This is a genomic window from Candidatus Binataceae bacterium (assembly GCA_035650475.1).
Classification (GTDB): Bacteria; Desulfobacterota; Binatia; order Binatales; family Binataceae; genus JAKAVN01.
Genome location: DASRHP010000012.1, coordinates 602,802 through 616,822, shown reverse-complemented (window position 1 = coordinate 616,822; position 14,021 = coordinate 602,802). Strand labels below are relative to the sequence as shown.

At 66.1% G+C, this 14,021-nt stretch carries 13 protein-coding genes; 1 reads left to right on the top strand and 12 read right to left on the bottom strand.

All coding sequences use genetic code 11. The annotated features are described in order from the left end of the window. The 9 genes from VFB33_14345 to VFB33_14305 all read right to left on the bottom strand — a co-directional run bounded on the left by VFB33_14345 (nt 1) and on the right by VFB33_14305 (nt 10,087). Entirely contained in the window at nt 1-1,176 is a 1,176-nt protein-coding gene (locus tag VFB33_14345; GenBank protein HZO82873.1) for a 1-deoxy-D-xylulose-5-phosphate reductoisomerase, read from the bottom strand. A 51-nt stretch (nt 1,177-1,227) separates the two neighbouring features. Then, on the bottom strand, nt 1,228-3,204 hold the full coding sequence (shc, locus tag VFB33_14340) for a squalene--hopene cyclase (protein ID HZO82872.1): 1,977 nt from the start codon (nt 3,202-3,204) through the stop codon (nt 1,228-1,230). A 66-nt stretch (nt 3,205-3,270) separates the two neighbouring features. Then, nucleotides 3,271-4,257 (bottom strand): alcohol dehydrogenase catalytic domain-containing protein, encoded by a 987-nt coding sequence (locus VFB33_14335; protein HZO82871.1) that lies wholly within the window; start codon nt 4,255-4,257, stop codon nt 3,271-3,273. Between the two features lie 98 nt (nt 4,258-4,355). Next, nucleotides 4,356-5,357, bottom strand: coding sequence for a farnesyl diphosphate synthase (locus VFB33_14330; protein HZO82870.1), 1,002 nt, complete (start codon nt 5,355-5,357; stop codon nt 4,356-4,358). Between the two features lie 204 nt (nt 5,358-5,561). After that, nucleotides 5,562-6,557 (bottom strand): adenosyl-hopene transferase HpnH, encoded by a 996-nt coding sequence (gene hpnH, locus VFB33_14325; protein ID HZO82869.1) that lies wholly within the window; start codon nt 6,555-6,557, stop codon nt 5,562-5,564. 48 nt (nt 6,558-6,605) lie between these two features. Further along, on the bottom strand, nt 6,606-7,253 hold the full coding sequence (locus VFB33_14320; protein ID HZO82868.1) for a TetR/AcrR family transcriptional regulator: 648 nt from the start codon (nt 7,251-7,253) through the stop codon (nt 6,606-6,608). Between the two features lie 192 nt (nt 7,254-7,445). Continuing rightward, a complete protein-coding gene (locus VFB33_14315) occupies nt 7,446-8,483 on the bottom strand; it encodes a Gfo/Idh/MocA family oxidoreductase (GenBank protein ID HZO82867.1) in 1,038 nt (345 codons plus the stop codon). 45 nt (nt 8,484-8,528) lie between these two features. Beyond that, nucleotides 8,529-9,380 (bottom strand): LLM class F420-dependent oxidoreductase, encoded by an 852-nt coding sequence (locus tag VFB33_14310; GenBank protein ID HZO82866.1) that lies wholly within the window; start codon nt 9,378-9,380, stop codon nt 8,529-8,531. Between the two features lie 68 nt (nt 9,381-9,448). Further along, nucleotides 9,449-10,087 (bottom strand): cupin domain-containing protein, encoded by a 639-nt coding sequence (locus VFB33_14305; GenBank protein ID HZO82865.1) that lies wholly within the window; start codon nt 10,085-10,087, stop codon nt 9,449-9,451. Between the two features lie 150 nt (nt 10,088-10,237). Between VFB33_14305 and VFB33_14300 the strand changes: the two genes are divergently transcribed. Further along, nucleotides 10,238-10,840 carry a DUF1326 domain-containing protein gene (locus VFB33_14300; protein HZO82864.1) on the top strand — a complete coding sequence of 201 codons (603 nt, stop codon included), beginning with the start codon at nt 10,238-10,240 and terminating at the stop codon, nt 10,838-10,840. Between the two features lie 142 nt (nt 10,841-10,982). On the opposite strand, the gene VFB33_14295 is transcribed toward VFB33_14300, so the two are convergent. From VFB33_14295 to VFB33_14285, 3 genes are all read right to left on the bottom strand, one after another. After that, complete coding sequence (locus tag VFB33_14295) at nt 10,983-11,840, bottom strand: LLM class F420-dependent oxidoreductase (protein HZO82863.1); 858 nt, start codon at nt 11,838-11,840, stop codon at nt 10,983-10,985. A gap of 146 nt (nt 11,841-11,986) precedes the next feature. Next, on the bottom strand, nt 11,987-12,463 hold the full coding sequence (locus VFB33_14290) for an HAD-IIIA family hydrolase (GenBank protein ID HZO82862.1): 477 nt from the start codon (nt 12,461-12,463) through the stop codon (nt 11,987-11,989). 12 nt (nt 12,464-12,475) lie between these two features. After that, the gene (locus VFB33_14285) at nt 12,476-13,963 is read right to left on the bottom strand and encodes an aspartate aminotransferase family protein (GenBank protein HZO82861.1); all 1,488 of its coding nucleotides are present in this window, start codon (nt 13,961-13,963) and stop codon (nt 12,476-12,478) included. Nucleotides 13,964-14,021: the final 58 nt, after the last annotated feature.

Below are 14,021 nucleotides of genomic sequence, written 5' to 3'. Positions count from 1 at the left end.
TCAGAGCGGCGCCGCTCGCGGCGCCCCGATAAGCTCGCGCGCCTGCGCCCGCGCCCATCCGTCAACCTCGTAGAGGTCTTCCAGCGTGCGCGCGGAACGGTTGTGATGACGCGCCATTACGGTTTCGACATGGCGCGGAATATCGACGAAGCGCACCCCCCCGGCGAGGAAGCCGGCGACCAGCTCCTCGTTGGCCGCATTGAGGCACGCCGCCATCGTGCCGCCCTCCCGCAACGCCTCATAGGCCAGGCGCAGGCACGGGAAGCGCGCCGGGTCGGGCGCCTCGAAGGTCAGGTGGCCAACCTCGGCGAGCGAAAGCGGCTTGAGATGATCGAGCGGCAGGCGCTCGGGAAATGCGAGCGCGTAAGCGACCGGAATCGCCATATCCGGCACCGCCATCTCGGCGATCACCGAGCCGTCGATGAACTCTACCATCGAATGCACGACGCTCTGCGGATGGATGACGACGGCGATACGCTCGGGCGGCAGGTCGAACAGCCAGTGCGCTTCGATCACCTCGAGCCCCTTGTTCATCAGCGTCGCCGAGTCGATGGTGATCTTGCTGCCCATCCGCCACGTCGGATGGTTGAGCGCCTCGGCGATGGTCACCGAGGCGAAGCGCTCCGGAGCAAGCCGCAGAAACGGGCCGCCCGAGGCGGTCAGGATGATGCGCTTGACGGAATCGCGCGCGCGGCCTTCGAGGCACTGGAAAATCGCGTTGTGCTCGCTGTCCACCGGCAGCAGACGCACGCCGCGCTCACCCACCGCGCGCGTCATCAGCTCGCCCGCGACGACCAGCACCTCCTTGTTGGCGAAGGCGATATCCTTGCCGGCCGCGATCGCGGCCAGCGTCGGGCCCAGGCCCAATGCCCCGACCAGCGCCGAGACCACGATATGCACTTCGGGATGGGTGGCAACGGCTACCGCGCCGTCGGTGCCGTGGGCTATCTCGGCCTTGCAGTCGCAACCGAGGCGCCGGCGCAGCTCGGCGGCCAGCTCGGCCGTGGCGACCGAGACCAGCTCGGGGCGGAAGCGCTCGACCTGCTCGACCAGCAGGTCGAGATTGCGGCCGGCGGCGAGCGCGGCGACCCGGAAGCGATCGCGAAAGCGCGCCACCACGTCGAGCGTGGTGACTCCGACCGAACCGGTAGAGCCGAGAATCGCGATCGTCTTCACGTGTGTCGAATCAGTCTGCGTTTTAACCCCGATGCGTCGCCCCAAAGCGGTTCAGCGCGCGGCAAGCTCGCCGAGCCGCTTGCGCAACCGTCCCAGCGCCATCAGTGGAAAATAATGCGCATACATGTGGTAGCGCAGATAAAAATGGTTCGGAAAGCCGGTGCCGGTGAACTCCGTGTCTTCCCAGTCGCCCGACTCGCGCTGACGCTCGACCAGCCATTGCACGCCCCGCATCACTGCCGGGCTCACTTCGTCCTCGCCGGCGAGCAGCCCGATGATCGCCCACGCGGTCTGCGACGCGGTGCTGTTGCCTCGTCCGCGCCACGCGGGGTCCTTGTCGCTCAGGCAGTTCTCACCCCATCCGCCGTCGGCGTTCTGCACCGATTTCAACCAGGCAACCGCGCGTTTGATCCACGGTTCGTTCACGTCAACGTCGATCGCGCGCAGGCCCGAGAGCGCCGAGAAGGTTCCGTAGATGTAATTGACACCCCAGCGGCCCCACCACGAGCCATCTGCTTCCTGCTCGCGTTTGAGCCACGCGATCGCGCGGCGCGCCACCGGGTGGTCGGCGCGGTATCCCACCGCGGCCATCATCTCGAGCACGCGCCCGGTCAGGTCGGGACAGGTCGGATCGGTCGCCGCTTCGGTGTCGGCGGCGAAGGTCGCATAGTTCAGCCAGGTGGCGTCGTTGTCGACGTCGAAGGCGGCAAAGCCGCCGTCCTTCGACTGCATCCCCATCACCCAGTTCGCGCCCAGGTTGATCGCGCGCTCGCGCGCCGCGGCGTCGTTGGCCGCGCTTCCTGCAAGCACCATCAGGATGACCGCGGAGTCGTCAACGTCGGGGTACCAATCATTGTAGAACTCGAAGGCCCATCCGCCGGGCTCGAGATTTGGCCGCTTCACCGACCAGTCGCCCTTCTTGAAGATCTGATGATCGAGGAGCCATTTGCCGGCGTCGCGCAGCGCGGGATGGTCGGGCGCCAGCCCGGAATCGATCAACGCCTTGGCGGCGAGCGCGGTGTCCCAGTTGGGCGACACGCAAGGCTGGTAGAGGATCGAGTCGCCGTAGTCCCAGATCAGCTCGTGGGTTGCCTCGAGCGCCTTTTTGATAACCGGATGATCGTTGCGGTAGCCGAGCCCCTTGAGCGCCATCGTGCTGAGCAGATAACACGGCTGAATGCCGCCCCACGAACCGTTGGCGTCCTGATGCTCGAGCAGCCACTGTTCGGCGCGCGAGATCGCCCTCGCGCGCAGCCGCTTCAGATGATGGCGGTCGTAGGCACCCAGCAGGCGGTCGGCAAGGTTGAAGAACTTGCGCGGCGACCACCAGGCGGCGCGCGGCAGCTCGAATTTGGTGAAGTGCGGCGGCTGGATGTAAAGCTCCAGCACCCCCTGGCGCCAGTCCACCTCCACCACCGGCTTGCCCGCGCGCAACAGCATCAGCGCGACCACCGTCGCGCGCGCCCACGACGACAGCTCGTAGAGATTGACCGGCAACCATAGCGGCGTGAGTATCCACTCCACCGGCAACGCGGTGGTGCAGTCCCACGGCACCTGATTCATCGCGGCGAGGTAGAAGCGGGCAAGCGTGCCCGCGCGCGCGATGCCGCCGCGCGCGAGGATCCAGCGCCGCGCCTGCATCATCTGCTCGTCGCCCGCACGCATACCGCTCAGCTTGAGCGCGAAGTAGGCCTCGATGGTGGTCGAGAGGTCGCCCTCGCCGCCCGGGAACAGGCTCCAGCTGCCGTCGGCCATCTGAGTGTCGAGCAGGTAGCGCTGGAGCCTGGCCTCCATCGCCGGATCGCTGACGCCCATGAAGCGGTTGAAGATGATGAACTCGGCGTTCATCTCCGCGTTGGCTTCGAGTGCCGCCTGCCAGTAGCCCTCGGGATGCTGGAGTTTGAGCAGGGCGCGCTGCGCACGGTCGATCGCGGAATGAATCTTCGCGGCGAACTCGTCGTGCGGCGAAGGCGCAATAACGGCCGACGCCGCGGCCCCGCCGATAGCGATGTCGAGAGCTTCACTCATAAGTCACAGGTTCCTGCGTGTTTTCGATGCGCCAGATCCCGCCACGCGCGCCAGACCCGCGCTCCCTCAGGGAACGATGGCGCACTTCAACACCTCGCCGCGTTCGAGCATGCCGAACACCCCGGCCAGTTCGGCCAGCGGGCGGCGCGCATTGATGATGCGCCGCAGACCGGGGATGCCCTCGGCGAGCATCTCGCATGCGCGGCGCACGTCGCGCGGGCGGAAATGAAAGGGCGCGATCAGCGTCAGATTGTCGTAATGCATTCGGCGCGTATCGAGCTCGATTTTGGTCCCGGCAGGGCATCCGCCGAAAAACACCACGCGGCCGCCGCGGCGCGCCCGCGCGAGCGCGTCGCTCCATCCGCCGACCTGCCCCGTGCATTCGATCACCAGGTCGGGACCGTATCCGTCGTTGAGCCGCGCCACTTCGGCGGCGGAATCCTGCGTGCCCGCGTCGATGACGCAATCGGCGCCCAGCTCGCCCGCCCATTGCAAGCGCTCGCGGCCGCGCCCGGCGACCGCGATCTCGCGCACGCCAGCCGCGCGCAGCGCCACCATGTGCAGCAGGCCGAAGGCGCCGGCACCGATGACCAGCGCGGTCTCGTGCGGCGCGGGCCTCGCCAGCGCATGCGCATGAACCACGCAGGAGAGCGGCTCGAGCAGCGCGGCTTCCTCGAAACTGAGCGCGGGCGGCTTGATGAACGTGTTGCGCGCGACCACGTGCGCGGGCAGCAGCAGAAAGTCCGCGTACGCGCCCATCACCATTTTTTCCATCGCCTGCGGGCAGAGATTTTCCTGTTCGCGACGGCAGTAAAAGCAAGTTCCGCAGGGCGCGGTCGGCGCCGCCATCACCGCATCGCCGGGCTTGAATTGCGCCACGCCGTCGCCCGCCTCGACGACCACGCCCGCGAACTCGTGCCCAAACGGCGTCGGCAGCCGCCACATCGGATGGCCCCTGCGGTAAGTCTTCAGATCGGTGCCACAGCTCAGCGCGCATTCAATTTTGAGCAGCAGCTCGCCCGGCCCCGGATGAGGCGGGGTAAACTCGCACAACCGCAGATCGCCCGGCGCAAAGAGTACGGCCCGGCGCGCATGCGCTGGGAGGCGCCCGGCGGAGGCGGCGTCCGAACCGGAACGTGCGACGGCGGGCTTCACAACTTGCGCTCCACGGCAAAGCTCGCGAGATGGCGCAGCGGGTCGGCACGATGGTCGAAGCCTGCGAGCGTCTGATGGGCGCGGCCTTCGAGCTCGCGGGCAAGCGAGCGCGAGCGCTCGAGTCCCAGCAATCCGGGATAGGTGTTTTTGCCGTGCGCGGCGTCCTTGCCGGTGCGTTTGCCGAGCTGCTCGGCCGAGGCCTCGACGTCGAGGATGTCGTCGATCACCTGGAAGGCGAGACCCAGCGCGCGTGCGTAACCTTCCAGCGCGAGCAACTGGGCATGGCCGGCTCCGCCCAATCGCGCACCGCCGCGTACCGCGGCGACAAACAACGCGCCGGTCTTGCGGCTGTGGAGATGCTCCAGCTCTTCGATACTCATCGCGCGCCCTTCGCCGAGAAGGTCGATTGTCTGCCCGGCCACCATCCCGGCCGAGCCCGCAGCCTGCGCCAGTTCACCGACAGTGGCGATCAGCGCGGCCTGCGGCGCGGAGGAGCGGGCAAGGACCGCAAAGGCGTCGGTCAGCAGCGCGTCGCCGGCCAGGATCGCGAGCGCCTCGCCGTAAACCTTGTGATTGGTCGGGCGGCCGCGGCGCAGATCATCGTCGTCCATGCATGGCAAGTCGTCATGGATGAGCGAGTAGGTATGAATCATCTCGACTGCGCAGGCGAAGGCCATCGCGACCTCGACCGCCCCACCTACCGCTTCGCACGCCGCGAGCGCGAGGATCGGGCGCAGGCGCTTGCCGCCGGCCAGCAGGCTGTAGCGCATCGCCTCGCGCAGCCGCGCCGCCGGGCCGCAGTCTTCGGCGACCGCGCGCGCCAGCTCCCGCTCAACCATCGCCGCCCGCTCGCTCAGATAACGCTCGATATCGAACGGCCCGACGATGGGCGCGCGCGCGGCGAGATGTCCGTTGCGGGCGCGAACAGCGGCGTGATTCACCGAAACCCGTTCAGGGTCGCGGCGCCGATGTCGCTCTTCGGATTTTGCGTCTGCCATCGGTTTATCGTCGTCTCACCACGCGGGCCCTTGCTGTGGACCCGGCTCCGCCCCCCGTCGTGGCGCGGCGCGCGCGCCGAGCGCTTCGCATGTGATTCTGGTCTGCGCCGCGCTCCCGGCCGGCGCAAAACCGAGGCTGGCCGAGGAGTTGGCCCGTGGCGCGATGGCGCGCGGCTGGCGCACCTGCGCGGTGCTGCCGGCCCATCAGGACATATAGTGGCGCACCATCCGCCACGAGTCCTTCAGATTCTGGCCAAATTGCAGCGCTACCGTGCCTTCGAAACCCGAATGCAGCTTGCAGTCACGGCAGCGGATGTCCTGCTTGGTGCGGTAAAACTCCCAGTCAGTCGCTTCGTGGAGCTGCCGGAAGCTCTTGTAGTGCCCGTTGGTGATCAGGTAGCAGGGGCCCTTCCAGCCCTGCGGATTGCGGGTAACGGTGGTCCATGGGCTGCACAGCAGGTCGCGCTCGCCGGTCAGGTAGTCGAGATAGATGGGCGTGTTGATGATCTTGTAATCGTCGGCCAGCTTGCGCACCCGCTTGAACTTGTATGGCATCTCCTCCTTGCGGAGATAGATCTCGTCATTAGTGAGCACCTGGTAATGGTAGCCGGGCGTCAGCAGCATCCCGTCCACGCGCAGGCTTGCGAGCATCTTTATCAACTCCTCGATTTCCTCGGCGCTGGTCTCGCGGAAGATGGTCGAGTTGGTCTGCACCCGATAGCCCTTTTCCTTGAGCAGCTTGATCATCCGGACACAGGTGTCGAAGACGCCATCGCGGTCCACCACTCGATCGTGGGTCTCGCGCATGCCGTCGATATGGATGTTGAAGCTTAGGTAAGAGCTGGGCTCGACCTGGCGGATAAAGCGCTCGAGCAGGATCGCGTTGGTGCAGATCTGGACGTGACGGCGCTGCTCGATAAGCCCCTTGGTCAGCGGCACGATATGCTTGTACATCAGCGGCTCGCCGCCACAGATCGAAACGATCGGCGCGCCGGCCTCCTCGGCGGCGCCCAGCGCCTCGTCGAGCGGCATCATGTCGCGGATGGTGTCCTTGTACTCGACGATTCGCCCGCAGCCGATGCAGGCGAGATTGCAGGCGTGCAACGGCTCCAGCATCAGCACCAGCGGAAAATACTTGTCACCCGCGCGGCGCTTCTGGCGCATGTAGCGGTTAAGGTCAAGCATCAATCTGAGCGGCATCCGCATTGCGATGTTACCTTCCGAGGAACGTGAAGAACCGGTTCCGGTTCAGGCAACGGCCTTGCCGCCTTCGGCAGGCCGCGTTTGCGCTTCGCCAAACAGCCAGTTGCCAATCATCGCCACCGTTCCATCGATTTCAGCCGACGAGCCTGGGCTGAACAGGAAGCCGATGAGCGAGCCGTTGAGCGCGGAGAGCATGAAGCGGGCGGCCGCCTCGGGCGCGATGTCGCGCGCGCACAAGCCTTTTTCCTGCGCGCGGCGGATTATATCGACCATCAACTCGCGATAGCCCTCGTAGAGCTTCATCACCTGCATGCTCAGCTCCTCGGGCACTTTCTCGCCGTGCAACAGCTGGCCGAGGAAAAAGCGCACCGAGGCAGCGTTATCGCGCACGAAGAGCAGATAAGACTGCACCAGCCTGCGCAGCTGCGACCGCTCATCCAGCGCACCCACTTCCTCGGCAAAATCAATAAAGTAAGGCTCGAGCAGCCGGTTGAGGACGGCCAGAAAAAGCTCTTCCTTGGTCTTGAAGTGCCAGAAAATCAGCGCCTTGCTCACTTGCGCCTCGCGCGCCACCTCGGACATCGAGGTCTCGTGGAAGCCGCGGCGTGCGAACAGGCGGATAGCCGCCTGAAGGATCTCATCCCGCGAATCCTGGGGTTTTTCCTGCGCCGGCGAACGTGACTCAGACGCCATACATTCCGGTGGCCGCATGCCGGCAAAGCCTCCAAACGCACGCGCGACTCGCCGCGCATGACCCGAAGGAAAAGCCTTGTCCGAGCCTCAAGATCTCGCCCGAGACGCCTCGCTAACCTACCGGTCAATGAGCACTCTAACGCCCTAATGTTCAAAGTCAATAGGAGCGCCGCCGTCGGAATCGACGCGAATTCACACGACTTTGGCAATTACGCCTCGGCGATGGGATTCGCGCGCGGCCAACGTCATGGCGAGCGCGGCTCGTGCCTCGGCAAGATTTTCTGCCAGCAGCGCCGAGCCAGCACCCCCGACGATAGCGCGTTCAAAATCTGACGCCACCCCTGCAAACCACGCCGAATGGTAGGAATCGTCGATTTCGTCGGCGATCGACAGATTCTCAGACGCACCGGACCGCGCGGTCAGCACGATACGATTGTCCTCGATCTCGAGCGCGCGCTCGCTCCCGTAGACAAGCGCGCGCGTGCGACGGACCGGTGACTGCCAGCTCAGATGCGCCGACCCCAGGCGCCCGTCAGGGAAAGACACGCGCAGGTCGGCGACGCCTTCAACGCCGCTATTGGGAGCCGCGTCGAGCCAGGCCGAAACGGATACCGGGTCGACCCCGCCCATCAGCCAGCGCATCAGGTAGAAAACGTGCCATCCGTGGTCGATGAGGATGCCGCCGCCTGATGCCGCCCCTGTCCGCCATCGCCCGCCCGTGCCCGCGCTCACACCCGCCGGAGCGGTCCGCAGGCGGTCGAGCGCGACGTAGCGAATCTCGCCCAGACGCCCGTCGCTGATCATCCGCTGCGCCAGACGATATGCCGCTGCATGCTTCCAGTTGTGGACGCACATCAGTACCCGCCCGCGGTTTACGGCGGCGGCGCGCAGTGCGTCGAACTCGACGACGTCCAGGCAAAGCGGCTTCTCGACCAGCACGTGCACCCCGGCTTCCAGCGCCATCCGCGCTGTGGCCGCGTGGAAAGCGGGCGGGCTTGCGACGTCGATGAAGTCGAGCCGTTCGCCGTCGAGCATCAGCTCCAGATCATCGTACGCGCGGACGTTGGGGATGAGGCGAATCGCGTGATGGCGCCGCTCGGCAATCGGATCGTGGATCGCTACGATGTTGACGTCGAGCCGCGTGCGCCATCCGGCCAGATGGGCTTGGGCGGCGACCTCGCCGAAGCCAGAGATTGCGCCGCGCAGGCTCATCGCCCCGTCCGGCGCCATTGCGCCAGGTGCGCGCGGAACGCGTCCGTCATCGCCGCCGCCATCTCAGACGATCCAGTCGCGGGCGAAGCCTTCCAGTTCATGCTGGTAGCGATCCGCATGCAGCGTTGCGTTCATCAGGACCAGGCGATGAGCTCCGGCTTCCTCGTAGCGCTTGAGCGCCTTGCGCGGATCGCCGCCCGCGACCGGGTTGTAGATCGTGATTTCGAGCGAGCCGAAGTCGCGCCCGGCCTCCTCGCACAGCCTGCGCAACCGCACCAGCGCGCTTGCGAGTTGATCCGGGCTGACCGCGATCGGACACCATCCGTCGCCGATCGCGACCGTGTTCTTAAGCGCGCGCTCGCCGCCCGCGCCGACGTGGATCGGCGGATGCGGCTTCTGGAGCGGCTTGGGATTAACGCGAATAGGCTTGAAGCTGACGAACTCGCCGTCGAAGCCGGCCTCGGGCTTTGTCCACAGTTCCTTCATCGCGCGGATGCATTCGCGCGTATGGGCCCATCGCCGGCGGAAATCGACGCCCATGATCTCGCTCTCTTCGCGCAGCCACCCGGCGCCGATGCCGAAGATGAAGCGGCCGCCGCAATAGCGGTCGAGCGTGGCGACCTCCTTGGCCAGGATTTTCGGGTCGCGCTCCGGCACCAGACAGATGCCGGTGCCGAGTTTGATCCGGCGCGTAGCGCCAGCCGCGAGCGCAAGCCCGATGAACGGGTCGGGCATGTGCGCGTAAACCTCGGGAATCTTGCCGTCGCCACGCGGCAGACGCGTGTGAACCTCGGCCGGGAAGATCGGATGCTCGGCGACAAAGAACGATTCGAAGCCAAGTTGTTCGCAGCGCGCGGCGACGGTGGCGAAGTCGGCGGTATGCTCCGCGCACCAGGCCAGGATTCCTATCTTCATCGCGCACCCCCTATATAAGGCTCGCAAGGCCGATTCGTCCCAATAGACTAGGGCACACGCCGCTGGGATCAAGGCGCATGAGCGATCCGCGGCGGTCGCCGCCGATCATAACTGTGAGCTCCGCGGCGAGAGCACACGGGCTCGCCAGGCGGCGGGCGGTTCTCCGACCTGCCGTTTGAAGGCCCGCTTGAAGGCCGCTTCCGAGTCGTAACCCACATGTGCGGCAACCGCGGCGAGGCCGTACACAGCAGCTCCTCGCACTGCAGAAACCCGCAGATGACGCGCGTCCGATGCGGCCCCCGGCCCACGACCAGGCTGTTCAGGCCCGCAGTCGGCTTCAGAACCTGCCTCATCGGAACGGCCGCAAGCGAAAGATCGCTGGCGAGCGTGTGCTCGCCGCCATAGGGCATCAGCACGATGTCTCCGCCGGCCAGCTCGAACGGCGGCGCGCCGTCAAGAGCGATCCAGCAGCGGCCGTGCGCAATGATATGGAACAGAAGGAGCTGTTTCGCCCCGGGCAGCATCAGGCGCGCGAGTTCCGCCGCAGACGCGGTCCGGACCGCCCATGGCGCGGCGAGATCCGCGCGAAAGAAAATCGCACCCGACAGATGAATCACCCGCAACACATCGGACAGCACATCGGCGCGACCCAGCGATTGCGGCCGGCGTTCCGGCGTCTCGGGCAAGGCTTTCGGCGTCGCGGTCATTGTCTCGTTTGCGTCGTGAGAGGAAGATGCGAAAGGAATCGAGAATACAGGCCGAAGATTATTCGGTCAGACGGCTCAAGGAAAACAATTGGCGGCACGGCGCAAGGTCGGCCCGGCTCTTGCCGGCGCGGCCGTCGAGGAGGCGCGCAGATGGCGACGACATGGAGCGCGAAGGGCGATTACTTTGAGACCTGCAACTGCCAGACGCTTTGCCCGTGCATTTTCCTGAGCCCGCCGACCGAGGGAAATTGCACCGTGCTGGTGGGATGGCATATCGAAGCGGGGAAATTCGGCGAGGTATCGCTGGACGGCCTGAATGTGGCGGCGTTGTTCCATTCGCCCGGCCCGATGCATCAGGGAAACTGGAGCGCGGGCTTGTACCTCGATTCGCGCGCTTCAAGTCAACAGAGCGACGCGCTGCTCAAGATTTTTACCGGACAGGCCGGCGGCGTACCCGCAGCGCTCCATCCGCTGATCAGCAAAGTGCTCGGAGTGAAAAACGCCGAAATCGCCTACCACGCAAACGGCCGGACGCGCCGCATGACCATCCGCGATATCGGCGAATCGGAAATCGAGGCTCTCGAAGGCGCCGGCGGCGCCGAGGTGACGATCAGCAACCATCCGCTCGCTATCGCACCCGGCCATCCGAGCGTCGTCTCCCGCTCGAAACGGCTGAAGTTCCGCGACCACGGCTTCGAACTCGACCTCGCGGGCAGGACCGGCCAGTTCTCCCCGTTCACCTATGAAGGCTGACGCAGCAACATCCTCGGCCGCCCGCTGAAGCAATCCAAGCCTGCCTGACGCAGTGCCGTGGTGCTTTTGTTCCTGGGCCGAGGTCAAGCCAGGGGCCGAGCGACTCCCCCGTAGTCTTTTCCCTCCGAGGGCCGGAAACCGCTCAGACGTAAATCTTCGCCAGCCGTTCGAGCTCGGATTGGTACTGCGAGGGGCCGAGCGCGCCGGCAACCAGCGCGATCACAAAGCGGCCCACGCCGAGCGCGGCGTACCTGCCCAGCTCGTCCTGAACCTTGGCGCGTTCGTTTCCCAGTGCGCCCATCACCGTGATGTCGAGCCTGGAGTAGTCGCGCCCGACTTTCTCGCATTCCTCGCGCAGCTCGGGGAGCGCCTTTTTCAGATCGTCAACCGTGACCCGGATCGGGCACCATCCGTCGCCCCATCGGGCGACCCGCTTGAGCGCGTTCTTGTCGCGGCTGCCTAGCAGGACCGGCGGACCGCCGGGCTGCGCCGGCTGCGGATAGCAGCGCACCGGCGGAAACTTGATGTATTTGCCCTCGAACGACGCCTCGCCCTTACTCCACAGCGCGCGCATCGCGCCGACGTACTCGGCGCTCTGTGTCCATCGGCGCGGAAAATCGGCGCCGAGCAGCTCGGCCTCCTCGCGCAGCCATCCGGCGCCGATGCCGAAGATGAAGCGCCCGCCGGAGAAATGATCGAGGCTGCCGATCTGCTTGGCCAGGATCAGCGGGTTGTGCTCCGGCACCAGGCAGATGCCGGTTGCGAGCTTGAGCTTTCGGGTCGCCGCCGCCGCCATCCCGAGCGCGACGAACTGATCGCCCATGTGCGAATAGACCGGCGGAATCGGCCCGCCCTGCGGAAATGGCGTCTTGGGGTTGGAAGGGAGCACCGGATGCTCCGGCACCCACATCGATTCGTAACCCAGATCCTCGGCGGCGCGGCAGAAGTCCGCCGGGTTGGCGGTGTCCTCGGTAAACGGCATCAGTAACCCGATCTTCATGCGGTCCACCTCCGGGATGGGCTGTGCGGATGCTCACTCGCCCAAGGCGAGTTGTCGCAAAAAGCGCCGATGATTTCCAGCCGCGCGAAAGGCGATAACACCCCCACGCCATCCCGGCCTTCGAAACGGTGAGGAAAAACGAGAGCCTACTTCCAGCCGAAGAATTCGCGCGCCCATACGAAGTGGCCGACGCCCGCTGCACGCCCCGCCTGCGCATCGATCTCCTGGTCGCCAACCATCGTCGAAGCCGCCATATCGACGCCGAAGGTCGCACCCAGCTCGGTCAGCATTCCGCCCTTGGGCTTGCGGCAGGCGCATCCAGCCGAATCGTCGTGCGGGCAGATCTGCCAGCCGCTCAGTATCCCGCCCAGCTTGTCGTCAAGCTCGGCGAGCGCGGCCTCGACCTGCTCCGCAGAGAGCCGGCCGCGCGCAATCCCGGCCTGATTGGTGACGACGAAGATCAGATGATCGCGAATTGGCGCGAGCTTCTCGGCCACCCCGGGCAGGAGCTCGACTACGATCCTGCCGTCGCGGCCGAGCGGGAGCTGGCGCGTCTCGTCCATCGCGACGAGCGTCCCCGCGAGGTCGCAAAACAGCGCACGGTTTCCGGCATCCTGCGCCATCGTGGAAACCCGTTACGGAGCAGAGCGCCAGTCCACATGGTCGCGGACGTGGGCGAAGACTTCGTCAAGGATTTCGGCGCCGGCTTCGGCCTGCTCGCGCGTGATCACCAGCGGCGGATTGATCCGCATGCGCGGGAAGTAGCCCATCACCAGAAGCCCGCGCCTGAGCGCTTCCTTGAAGATCATCTCGGTGACCGAGCGCCCGAGCATTTCTCTGGTCTTGCGGTCGCGGACCAGATCGATGCCGATCATCAGGCCCTTGCCGCGCACGTCACCGACGAATTCGTACTTCTCCTTGAGCCGCATCAAACGTTCGAGCAGGAAGGCCCCGACCGTGGCGGAGTTTTCGACCAGCCGCTCGTTTTGAATCGTGCGCAGCGTCTGGGCCACCGCCACCGCCGCCAGCGGATTGCCACCGTAGCTTGACGACGACGCGCTCGGTTTGCCGAACGGCTCGCTTTTGCCGAGTTCGTCGCTCAGCAGCACGCCCGCAACCGGAAAGCCCGAGCCCATCCCCTTGCCGATCGTCATGACGTCGGGCTGGACCCCGCTGTGCTCGACGCCCCACATCTTCCCGGTGCGGCCGAAGCCGGTGATCATTTCATCAGCGATCAGCAGCGCTCGATGCTCGCGCGCGAGCTCCTTGAGCGCGGGCAAGTAGTCGTCGGGGGGTATCACGTTGCCCGCCGTTCCTTGCATCGGCTCGGCTACCACCGCGGCGAGCGCGCCCGCCGAACTGCGCTTGAGCTGCTCGCGCGCGAAATCGACGCAGTACAGCCCGCAGCCCGGGTATTCCATCTTGAACGGGCATCGATAGCAGTCGGCGTACGGGACCAGGTATTGGCCCCCGGCGAGCGGACCGTAACCCTGCTTGGACTCGTCGCCGATAAGCCCCATCACGCCCGCGGTCTTGCCGTGAAAACCACCCCAGAAGCCGAGCACCTCGTGCCGCTTGGTGGCCGAGCGCGCAAGACGCAGCGCCGCTTCAACCGCCTCCGCGCCGCCGCTATAGAGATGCGCGCGCTTGAGTTTGCCGGGCGCGGCTTCGCCCAGCGCCCGGAACGCCTCGGCGCGCTCGGGCGTGGCGAACGTTCCGACGATCAGGCGCGAGGCTTGACGCGCGAGCGCGTCGGCGAGCGCGGGATGCGCATGGCCGAGGCTGGCGACCGCCACACCTGCGAAGAAGTCGAGGTAAACATTGCCATCGACGTCGGTCAGCGTGGCGCCTGCGCCGTGGTCGAAAGCGACACCCGCGAGCTGGGAGATACGCTGGCGGCCGGGCGCGATATGGCGCTGCTCGGTCTCGAATAATGCCCGCGAGCGCGCGCCCGGAATTTCGGTGACGATCTTCGGCAGCGCCGCGGCCAGCGTGCGTCCGTTGGACGCTTCTGCAGCCTGACGTCCGTCGGTCCGCCGGCCATTGGCGGCCGGGACTGCATCAGATGCGGCCGGGCTCTGGGATGCGGTGGTAATGGGCCTCGGCGTATGCGATGTGCTCATCCGCTGTTCTGCTTGAGCTCCCCTCGGGCAATGCGGCGCCAATCTGCGCGCCGCCCGT

Excerpts from the sequence above, each read along its gene's own strand:
- VFB33_14330 (HZO82870.1), bottom strand. The coding sequence starts at position 5,357 with ATGGCAGACGCAAAATCCGAAGAGCGACATCGGCGCCGCGACCCTGAA.
- VFB33_14305 (HZO82865.1), bottom strand. The coding sequence starts at position 10,087 with ATGACCGCGACGCCGAAAGCCTTGCCCGAGACGCCGGAACGCCGGCCG.
- VFB33_14290 (HZO82862.1), bottom strand. The coding sequence starts at position 12,463 with ATGGCGCAGGATGCCGGAAACCGTGCGCTGTTTTGCGACCTCGCGGGG.
- VFB33_14310 (HZO82866.1), bottom strand. The coding sequence starts at position 9,380 with ATGAAGATAGGAATCCTGGCCTGGTGCGCGGAGCATACCGCCGACTTC.
- VFB33_14320 (HZO82868.1), bottom strand. The coding sequence starts at position 7,253 with ATGGCGTCTGAGTCACGTTCGCCGGCGCAGGAAAAACCCCAGGATTCG.
- VFB33_14315 (HZO82867.1), bottom strand. The coding sequence starts at position 8,483 with ATGGCGCCGGACGGGGCGATGAGCCTGCGCGGCGCAATCTCTGGCTTC.
- VFB33_14295 (HZO82863.1), bottom strand. The coding sequence starts at position 11,840 with ATGAAGATCGGGTTACTGATGCCGTTTACCGAGGACACCGCCAACCCG.
- hpnH (HZO82869.1), bottom strand. The coding sequence starts at position 6,557 with ATGCCGCTCAGATTGATGCTTGACCTTAACCGCTACATGCGCCAGAAG.
- VFB33_14300 (HZO82864.1), top strand. The coding sequence starts at position 10,238 with ATGGCGACGACATGGAGCGCGAAGGGCGATTACTTTGAGACCTGCAAC.
- VFB33_14285 (HZO82861.1), bottom strand. The coding sequence starts at position 13,963 with ATGAGCACATCGCATACGCCGAGGCCCATTACCACCGCATCCCAGAGC.
- shc (HZO82872.1), bottom strand. The coding sequence starts at position 3,204 with ATGAGTGAAGCTCTCGACATCGCTATCGGCGGGGCCGCGGCGTCGGCC.